The 9,057-nt window shown below is 71.2% G+C and carries 8 protein-coding genes and 1 pseudogene; 5 read left to right on the forward strand and 4 right to left on the reverse strand.

What is annotated here, in order from left to right:
• Positions 1-256: 256 nt before the first annotated feature.
• The 4 genes from QZ433_RS01095 to QZ433_RS01110 all read left to right on the forward strand — a co-directional run bounded on the left by QZ433_RS01095 (position 257) and on the right by QZ433_RS01110 (position 3,115).
• Positions 257-1,048 (forward strand): sulfite exporter TauE/SafE family protein, encoded by a 792-nt coding sequence (locus QZ433_RS01095; protein WP_295779613.1) that lies wholly within the window; start codon positions 257-259, stop codon positions 1,046-1,048.
• 80 nt (positions 1,049-1,128) lie between these two features.
• Positions 1,129-1,578 carry a MaoC family dehydratase N-terminal domain-containing protein gene (locus QZ433_RS01100; protein ID WP_295779606.1) on the forward strand — a complete coding sequence of 150 codons (450 nt, stop codon included), beginning with the start codon at positions 1,129-1,131 and terminating at the stop codon, positions 1,576-1,578.
• Positions 1,575-1,979 carry a MaoC/PaaZ C-terminal domain-containing protein gene (locus QZ433_RS01105; protein ID WP_295779607.1) on the forward strand — a complete coding sequence of 135 codons (405 nt, stop codon included), beginning with the start codon at positions 1,575-1,577 and terminating at the stop codon, positions 1,977-1,979. Before QZ433_RS01100 ends, QZ433_RS01105 begins: the two co-directional genes overlap by 4 nt.
• Positions 1,979-3,115: a UDP-N-acetylmuramate dehydrogenase gene (locus QZ433_RS01110; RefSeq protein WP_295779608.1), complete on the forward strand. Its 1,137-nt coding sequence runs from the start codon at positions 1,979-1,981 to the stop codon at positions 3,113-3,115. Before QZ433_RS01105 ends, QZ433_RS01110 begins: the two co-directional genes overlap by 1 nt.
• A gap of 59 nt (positions 3,116-3,174) precedes the next feature.
• Here the strand turns inward: QZ433_RS01110 and QZ433_RS01115 are convergent, their stop codons facing one another.
• The gene (locus tag QZ433_RS01115; protein ID WP_295779609.1) at positions 3,175-4,074 is read right to left on the reverse strand and encodes a DUF559 domain-containing protein; all 900 of its coding nucleotides are present in this window, start codon (positions 4,072-4,074) and stop codon (positions 3,175-3,177) included.
• 197 nt (positions 4,075-4,271) lie between these two features.
• Positions 4,272-5,471, reverse strand: a complete 1,200-nt coding sequence (locus QZ433_RS01120) for a pyridoxal phosphate-dependent aminotransferase (RefSeq protein ID WP_295779610.1) — start codon at positions 5,469-5,471, stop codon at positions 4,272-4,274.
• Positions 5,472-5,621: 150 nt separating this feature from the next.
• On the opposite strand from QZ433_RS01120, the gene QZ433_RS01125 reads away from it, so the two are divergent.
• A complete protein-coding gene (locus QZ433_RS01125; protein ID WP_295779611.1) occupies positions 5,622-6,917 on the forward strand; it encodes a chloride channel protein in 1,296 nt (431 codons plus the stop codon).
• Between the two features lie 63 nt (positions 6,918-6,980).
• Here the strand turns inward: QZ433_RS01125 and aceB are convergent, their stop codons facing one another.
• Both aceB and QZ433_RS01135 read right to left on the reverse strand, forming a co-directional pair.
• Complete coding sequence (aceB, locus tag QZ433_RS01130) at positions 6,981-8,672, reverse strand: malate synthase A (protein ID WP_295779612.1); 1,692 nt, start codon at positions 8,670-8,672, stop codon at positions 6,981-6,983.
• Between the two features lie 164 nt (positions 8,673-8,836).
• Positions 8,837-9,057, reverse strand: a pseudogene (locus QZ433_RS01135) (isocitrate lyase); the annotation flags it as partial.

The raw sequence follows: 9,057 nt of genomic DNA on the forward strand, positions 1-9,057 counted from the left end.
TATCAGTGTCAACCGGTCCTGGGCGGGGCGGCGGGGTGCATATCGTTTCTCTCGTCGCACCCTCACGCGAGTGGTCGCAGTCCGGTGTTCGGGTCACCGTCCTGCTTGACCTGTGAGGGCGACGGCCCCCGGTGGACGCGGCTTCGGACCACCGGGGGCCGCTTTCTTTTCCCCCGATATCGCCCCGCGGGCGGGTCGTCGATCGGCCGGTCGCGGTGGGAGACTGAGCGTCGTGCCTTCCAAGACCCGCCCCGCCGTGACCGGCCGCCCGACCCGCTCCGCTCGTCTGTACCTGGTGTGCATCGCGGTCGGCCTGCTGGCCGGGCTCATGTCCGGGCTCTTCGGGGTCGGCGGCGGCACCGTCATCGTGCCCCTGCTCGTGCTGCTGCGGGGATACGACCAGCGCCTCGCGGCGGGGACCTCGCTCGCGGCGATCGTGCCCACGGCATCCGTCGGGGTCATCACCTACGCCGTCGACGGGCACGTCGCGTGGTTCCCGGCGCTCATCCTCGCGGCCGGGGCCGTCGGCGGTGCGCAGATCGGCACGTGGCTGCTGCCCAAGCTCTCGCAGACGGCGTTGCGCTGGTCGTTCGTGGTCTTCCTCGTCGCGGTGATCGTGAGCCTGTACTTCGTCATCCCCTCGCGGGACGCCGAGCTCGAACTCACCTGGATCACCGGACCCGGGCTGGCGCTGCTCGGCGTGATCACCGGCATCCTCGCCGGACTCCTCGGTGTCGGGGGCGGCATCATCGTCGTCCCGGCCCTGCTGCTGCTGTTCGGCACGAGCGACCTCATCGCGAAGGGCACGTCTCTGCTGATGATGATCCCGACGGCGGTGTCGGGCACCGTCGGCAACCTGCGGCGGTCGAACGTCGACCTGCCGGCGGCGCTGTGCGTCGGCGTCGCCGCGTGCGCGACGACCGCGCTCGGTGCGCAGATCGCCAAGGCCGTCGACCCGTTCGTGGCCAACGTGCTCTTCTCGATCTTCCTCGTCTTCATCGCCTCGCAGATCGCGGTGAAGGCGGTGCGCGGCCGTCACCAGCGCTGAGGCCGGCGCCCGCACCGGGGCCACGGCGGCGGGAGCGTCGGAGCCGCAGCGCGCGCGGGACCGCTCGGTAGACTGACCCGGTGCCCGTGAACCCCGAACTCGTCGGTCGTGCCTTCCCGCCGACCGCTCCTTACCTGGTCGGCCGAGAGAAGGTGCGCGAGTTCGCCCGCGCGGTCTTCGCCGACGCTCCGCAGCACAGCGACCCCGAGGCCGCCCGCGCGCTCGGCTACGCCGACGTCGTGGCCCCGCCGACCTTCGCGATGGTCGTGCAGGACCTCACGCTCCAGCAGCTGCTCGGCGACCCCGACTCCGGCATCGAGTTGTCCCGTCTGGTGCACGCTGAACAGCGATTCCGCTACAGCCGCCCCATCGTCGCGGGCGACGAGCTGGTTGCGACGCTGTCGGTCACCGGCATCCGTTCGATGGGCGGCAACGCCATGATCACCAGCGAAGCCGAGATCGTGGATGCCGACGGCGCCCACGTCGTCACGACCACGAGCGTTCTGCTCGCCGGGGAGGCCGGAGCATGAGCACCTTCACCGTCGGCGAGGTCGTCGCCGAGCGTTCGGTTCACCTGACGCGCGAATCCCTCGTGCGCTACGCCGGGGCGTCGGGCGACTTCAACCCCATCCACTACCGCGACGACATCGCTGCGGCCGTCGGACTGCCGGGCGTCCTCGCCCACGGCATGCTCACGATGGGCATCGCCGTCGGCACCCTCGGCGAGGCGCTGGGCGACTCCGGCCGGATCCTCGAGTACGGCGTCCGCTTCACGCGTCCCGTCGTGGTCGATCCTGACGCCGGGGCCGACCTGCACGTGAGCGCGAAGGTCGGCGCCGTCGACGACGAGACCGCCCGCATCGACCTCACCGTGACGTTCGCCGAGACCACCGTTCTCGGCAAGGCGCAGGTGCGGGTGCGGGTGCGCTGATGCCCGAGGTCGATGCCGTTCCGCTCGCGCGACTGACGACGCTGCGCACCGGCGGTCAGCCCGCCCGTCTCGTCGAGGCGACGACGACCGACGAACTGGTCGCCGCCGTCCGCGAGGTCTGGGCCGAGGGCGGCGCGTGGTTCGTGCTGGGCGGGGGATCGAACCTCTTCGTCGGCGACGAGCCGTTCGACGGCACGGTCATCCTCGTGCGAACCACCGGCATCGACGAACTCCCCGGCTCGCGGCCCGACACCGTTCGGCTGCGCGTGCAGGCCGGGCACGACTGGGACGCGTTCGTCGCCGAGACCGTCGCGCGCGGCTATGCCGGCGTCGAGGCGATGTCCGGCATCCCGGGAACCGTGGGTGCGGCTCCCGTGCAGAACGTCGGCGCCTACGGCCAGGAGGTCGTGCAGACCCTCGTCGAGGTCGAGCTGCTCGACGAGTCGACCGGCGAGGTGTCGACGGTTCCCGCCGCGGAACTGGGTCTGGGTTTTCGCACCTCGGTGTTCAAACACCACTACGGCTCGGTCCCCGAGCGTCCCGCGGTGATCCTGTCGGCGACGTTCGAGCTCGAACGCGTCGGCGACGACGCGCGTCCGATCGCCGGTGCGCAGCTGCGCGGAGCTCTCGGATTGGATGCCGACGAGGCGGTCTCTCTGCGGTGGATCCGCGAGCACGTGCTCGCCACCCGCGCGCGCAAGGGCATGGTGCTCGACGCCGAGGACCCCGACACCTGGAGCGCCGGGTCGTTCTTCCAGAACGCGATCGTGTCGGAGTCCTTCGCACGCACCCTTCCCGAGGCGTGTCCGAAATGGCCGATGGCGCCCGAGATCGACCCGGTGACCGTCATTCCGCTCGCCGCGTTCGACGGCATCCTGCCCCCGCCTCCGGTCGAGCGGCGCGAGGTCAAGGTGAGCGCCGCCTGGCTCATCGAGAACGCGGGTCTGTCGCGCGGGTTCCGCTTCCCGCGCTCGCGCGCCGGGCTGTCGACCAAGCACACCCTCGCGCTCACGAACCGGGGCGAGGCGACCGCCGCCGAGATCGCCCAACTCGCCCGCTTCGTGCAGCAGCGCGTGCAGTCCGAGTTCGGCCTGTTGCTGCAGCCCGAGCCCGTCCTGGTCAACGTCGAGCTTTAGGCGCGTAAGGGGTCAGTCCTTGTCGCTTCAGCGTCGATGAAGCGACACTTTTTGACCCCTCACGCGCGTGCTCGGGGGGAGAGGAGGCGGCGGATGCGGGCGACGAGAACGTCGGGGGTGTCGAAGTCGCGGGCCGTGACCACCGTGACGCGGTACCCGAGTGACTCGAGTTCTGCGCGTCGCGCCTGATCCTTACTCCACTGGCGCGGGTCGCGGTGGTAGTCGCCGTCGTCCTCGATGATCACACGCGCGTCGCGATAGAGCATGTCTACCCGCGCCACGAATCGTCGTCCGTCGAAGATCTCCACGTTGCATTCCGGCGCGGGAAGACCAGCCATCACCAGCAGAACGCGGAGCTCCGATTCCCTCGGCGATTCCGATCCGTCGCTCGCGAGGTCGAGAGACCGACGCCGGGCTGGGGAACCCCGTCCGCCCAGCTGGCGACGGTGAACGGCCTCGAGCTCAGTGCGGGTGGAGAGCGGATGCCGTCGCGACAGCAGCCGATCGGTGATCACGGTCAGCTCCGTCACGGTGAGCGATCCGGCGAGATCGGCCCACGTTCGCACGAATGACGTGCACCTCACGCCATCGACGTCGACGAGGTCGCCTTCTTCGACGTTCAGACGGCGCCCGACCACTCCTTCTCGACGGATGCGCACGTGGTCGCGTGGCACCGCGATGAACGGGGTCTGCAGCGCCGGCGCCTCCAGTCGGCGCGGCAGAGGGAGGCCGAGGAACACCGCTGCCGTCGGGCCGCAGCAGAATGCCCCCTCGGGTAGGGCGCGTAGGAGAGCGGCGATGCGCCCACGGTCGTCGACGCTTCCGGCCAGCACGCGGACGCCGCGGTGGGGACTGCTCCACGCGCGAGAGCGCAACGTGCTCGGAGACAGCCCGTCCGAGCGCCCTTCGGCGATCGTGAACGCGGCAGAGCGAGCGCGGGATGCGGGGCTGGACGGCATCCTTCATCTTGCCGACTCTCCCCGCCCCTCCCCGGATTCTCTCCACACCCCCTCGCCCCCGCGGCCCCTCGCCCCCGCGCGTGAGGGGTCAGTTTCTGTCGCTTGCGACGGACTCAAGCGACAGGAATTGACCCCTCACGCGGGAGAGGGAGGGGGAGGGAGGGGGGGGAGGGCGGGAGGGAGGGAGGGGTGGGGGGTTACGAGAACAAGCGCTGGAGGCGCTGGATGCCCTCGAGGAGCTGGTCGTCGCCCAGGGCGTACGACAGGCGCAGGTAGCCGCTCGGGCCGAAGGCCTCGCCGGGGACCACGGCGACCTCGGCCTGCTCGAGGATGAGGTCGGCCAGCTCCAGCGACGTGGTCGGGGTGACGCCGCCCCACGAGCGGCCCAACAGGCCCTGCACGTCGGGGTAGACGTAGAACGCGCCGAGCGGGTTGGGCACCTCGACGCCGTCGATCTTCGACAGCTCCGACACGATCAGCTTCCGGCGGCGGTCGAAGGCCAGGCGGAACTGCTCGGCCTCGTCCTGCGGGCCGTTCAGCGCTTCGGCGGCGGCGAGCTGCGCGACGTTGTTGACGTTGCTCGTCAGGTGCGACTGCAGGTTGCCGGCGAGCTTGATGGCATCCGCCGGTCCCACCATCCAGCCCACGCGCCATCCGGTCATGGCGTAGGTCTTCGCGACGCCGTTGACGAGGATGGTCTGCCCGGCGAGCTCGGGCACGGCCTCGACGATCGAGACGGCGCGCGCACCCTCGTAGGTGAGGTTCTGGTAGATCTCGTCGGTGATGACCCAGATGCCGTGCTCGAGCGCCCAGCGTCCGATCTCGGCGGTCTCTTCGGGCGTGTAGACCGAGCCGGTCGGGTTCGACGGCGACACGAAGACGAGCACGGTGGTCTTGTCGGTGCGGGCGGCCTCGAGCTGGGCGACGGTGACCTTGTAGTCCTGGTCGGCGCCGGCGAACACCTCGACGGGCGTCCCATCGGCGAGGGCGATCGCCTCGGGGTACGTGGTCCAGTACGGCGCGGGCAGCAGCACCTCGTCGCCGGGGTTCACCACGGTCTGGAACGCCTGGTACACCGACTGCTTGCCGCCGTTGGTGACGATGACCTGCGAGGGCGCGACCTCGAGACCGGAGTCGCGCAGCGTCTTGGCGGCGATCGCCTCGCGCAGCACGGGCAGGCCCGCGGCGGGGGTGTAGCGGTAGTTCTTGGGATCCTGCAGCGCCTTCGCTGCGGCATCCACGATGAACGAGGGGGTGGCGAAATCGGGCTCGCCGGCCGCGTAGGAGATGACGGGCCGGCCGGCGGCCTGGAGGGCCTTGGCCTTGGCGTCGACCTTGAGGGTCGCGGACTCGGCGATGGCGGACAGCTTGCGGGAGAGCGGGGCGCGGGAAGTCACGGTTCCGAGCCTAGTGTTCCCGGGCTTTTCCGCCGAGGGTCATGACGGGCGGGGGCGACGGGCCCCGGACGTCGCGAGGAGCGGTGAGCGGTGGGGGACGCGGGCTCGCGGCGGACGAAACACGAAACACGGGTCCATTAGCGTGGCGGGGTGACCGCTCAGACCGCCACCCCGCTGCGCTCGCGACGTCGGGGATTCGCCGCTCTCGTCCGTCTGGGGATCGCCACCCTCCTCGTCGGTGTGACGACGGGTCTGGCCGTGCTGCTGCTGGTGTGGATCGTGCACAGCCTCGAGCACCTCGTCTGGGGGCACGAGGAGGGGCCGTTCCTCGACGGTCTGGCCTACCCGGAGCGGTGGTGGCTGCCCATCGTCACGGTGGGTGGCGCGGGCGTGGTCGCCGCTCTCGGCTGGTACCTGCTGCGCCGGTTCGGGCGGAAGATCGCCACGGTCGAGCAGGGCGTCGACGGGGCCCGGATGCCGTGGTGGGAGACGCTCGCCGACACCGTGCTGCAGGTGGGTTCGGTCGCGATGGGCGCCTCGATCGGCAAGGAGGTCGCCCCGCGCGAGCTCTCGGCGATGGCGAGTTCGAAGGTCGTGCGCTGGTTCGGGCTCGACGCGCGGTGGTGCCGCATCCTGATCGCCTCGGCCGCGGGCGCGGGGCTCGCCGCGGTCTACAACGTGCCGCTGGCCGGGGCCCTGTTCGCCGTCGAGATCCTCCTCGCGCAGTTCAGCGTGGGAGCGGCGGTGGTGGCGTTGAGCGTCAGCACGATCGCGACCCTGGTGGCCCGTCCGCTCGTGGGCGACGGTTCGCTGTACGCGGTCGGGTCGCTCGAGGTCAACGCGTCTCTGATCGTCGCCGCGATCCTCATCGGCCCGCTGATGGGGTGGGGCGCCACGAGCTTCGCCGCGGTGACGAAGAAGCTCGCGCGCTTCCGTCCCGAGGGGTGGAAGCTGCTGGTCGTGCTGCCGTTGACGTTCACGGCGGTGGGTGCCGTGGGGGCGGCCTTCCCGCTCATCCTCGGCAACGGCCGGGCCCTGGCCACGGCCGGGTTCGATCTGTCGCAGCCGGCGCTGCTGCTGCTCGCGCTCGCCGTGTTGAAGTACGCCGCGACCGCGCTGTCGCTGGGTTCCGGCGCGATCGGCGGGACGCTGCAGCCCTCGGTCGCGATCGGCGCGGCGCTCGGTGCGGCGGCGGCGGCCGGGTGGGCGTTCGTCTGGCCCGGAGCCGACGGCACGGCGCTCGCGATCGTCGCGGCGGGGGCGTTCCTGGCATCCAACATGCGGGCGCCGTTCACGGCGATCGCCCTCATCATCGAGTTCACCGACACCGGCTTCGAGCTGCTGCTGCCGCTCTTCCTCGCCGTGGCGGGTTCGCTCGCGGCATCCAAGCTCACCTCTCGCGAGAGCCTGCGGCCCTTCGCCCCCGTGGACCCCGGCCGGCAGTAGGCGCCCGTCGCCGAGACACGCGAGAGGGCCGGGGCTCGTGGCCCCGGCCCTCTCGGCATCTGGTCAGTCCAGGTACTTCGCGTACGCCGGCAGCGTCAGGAACGCCGGGAACTCCGGACGCAGCGCCACCTCGCGGAACACTTCGGCCGCGTCGTCGAAGCGGTCGCCGTCGAAGCGCGGGGTCTCGGCGAGGACGTCGTCGACCAGGCCCTCGACGAACGGACGCGTGATCGCGGTGCCCTCGGCGGTCTCGCGGTCCTGGTGGATCCACTGCCAGATCTGCGAGCGCGAGATCTCGGCGGTCGCCGCGTCCTCCATGAGGTCGTCGATCGCGACGGCGCCCAGTCCCCGCAGCCACGCCTCGAGGTAGCGGATGGCCACCGACACGTTCCCGCGCACGCCCGCCGTGGTCACCGGCAGGCCGATGCGCACGTCGAGCAGCTGGCGGGGGTCGATCGACACCTCGTCGCGGGTGCGCTCGAGCTGGTTCTCGCGGTCGCCGAGCACCGCGTCGAACTCGGCGCGTGCCACCGGGATGAGGTCGGGGTGGGCCACCCACGTGCCGTCGAAGCCGTCTCCGGCCTCGCGCCTCTTGTCGGCGGCGACCTTCTCGAACGCGGCCTCGGTCACCTCGGGCTTGCGGCGGTTGGGGATGAAGGCGCTCATGCCGCCGATCGCGTACGCGCCCCGCTTGTGGCAGGTCTGCACGAGCAGCTCGGTGTAGGCCCGCATGAACGGCACGGTCATCGTGACCTCGCTGCGGTCGGGGAGGACGAACCGCGCCCCGCGGCCGCGATAGGTCTTGATGATCGAGAAGATGTAGTCCCAGCGGCCGGCGTTCAGACCCGCGCAGTGGTCGCGCAGGGCGAAGAGGATCTCCTCCATCTCGAACGCCGCGGGCAGGGTCTCGATCAGCACGGTGGCGCGGATCGTGCCGTGCGCGAGGCCGAGGCGTTCCTCGGTGAACGAGAACACGTCGTCCCACAGTCGCGCCTCTTCGGCGGACTCGATCTTCGGCAGGTAGAAGTACGGCCCCCGACCCGCCGCGATCAGGGCGTGCGCGTTGTGGAAGACGTAGAGCCCGTAGTCGACGAGGGAACCGGATGCCGCCAGCTCGCGTCCCGCGCGATCGATGAACGTCACGTGCTTCTCGGGCAGGTGCCAGCCGCGCGGGCGCATCACGATCGTGGGCGTGCGCTCGGCGGTGACCTCGTAGCGCTTGCCCTCGGGGCTTGTGAACGACAGCTGCCCGCGGATCGCGTCGAACAGCGAGAGCTGCCCGCCGATGACGTTGCGCCAGGTGGGGCTGGTGGCATCCTCCTGGTCGGCGAGCCAGACGCGCGCACCGGAGTTCAGCGCGTTGATGGTCATCTTGGGGTCGGTGGGTCCGGTGATCTCGACGCGGCGGTCCTCGAGGCCAGGGCCCGCACCCGCCACGCGCCACGACGGGTCGTCGCGGATGTGCGCGGTGTCGGCGCGGAAGTGCGGGTCGTCGCCCGTGCCGATCTCGAAGCGCCGCCGTTCGCGGGCGGCGAGCCGGTCGTGCCGGCGCCGCGCGAAGCGGTCGTGCAACTCGGTGAGGAAGGCGATCGCGGCCGGGGTGAGGATCTCGCCGTCGCGTCCTTCGAGGGGGCGCTCGAGGCGCAGGTGCGGGGCGGATGCCGGGGTGCTCGGCATCCGGGATCCTTCGGCGTCGGTGCGGCTGCCGCTCGGCGGGGTCGCGGTGGTGGGCGGGGGAGAGGTGATGAGGGTCATGGTCGTGGCTTTCTGTCTGTGTCGCGCTATGCCCGTCGCCCCGCGAACCTTGTCCCGCTTATGGCTGGCCGGGGGTGGCCCAACCGGCCGAAAGGGGGACGAGGTCCGCGATAAGTGCGACGAGGTTCTGCGGGGCGGCGCGGGGCGGGAGAGGGAGACGGGGGTCAGTGGAACTGGGCCGTCTCGGTGGAGCCGGCCAGGGCGAGGGTGGCGCTGTCGGGGTTGAGCGCGGTCGAGACGACGTCGAAGTAGCCGGTACCCGCCTCGCGCTGGTGGCGCGTGGCGGTGTAGCCGTTCGCTTCGGCGGCGAACTCGGCCTCCTGCAGCTCGACGTACGCGCTCATGGCGCGCTCGGCGTAGCCGCGGGCGAGGTCGAACATCGAGT

The organism is uncultured Microbacterium sp. (assembly GCF_913776565.1).
GTDB lineage: Bacteria > Actinomycetota > Actinomycetes > Actinomycetales > Microbacteriaceae > Microbacterium.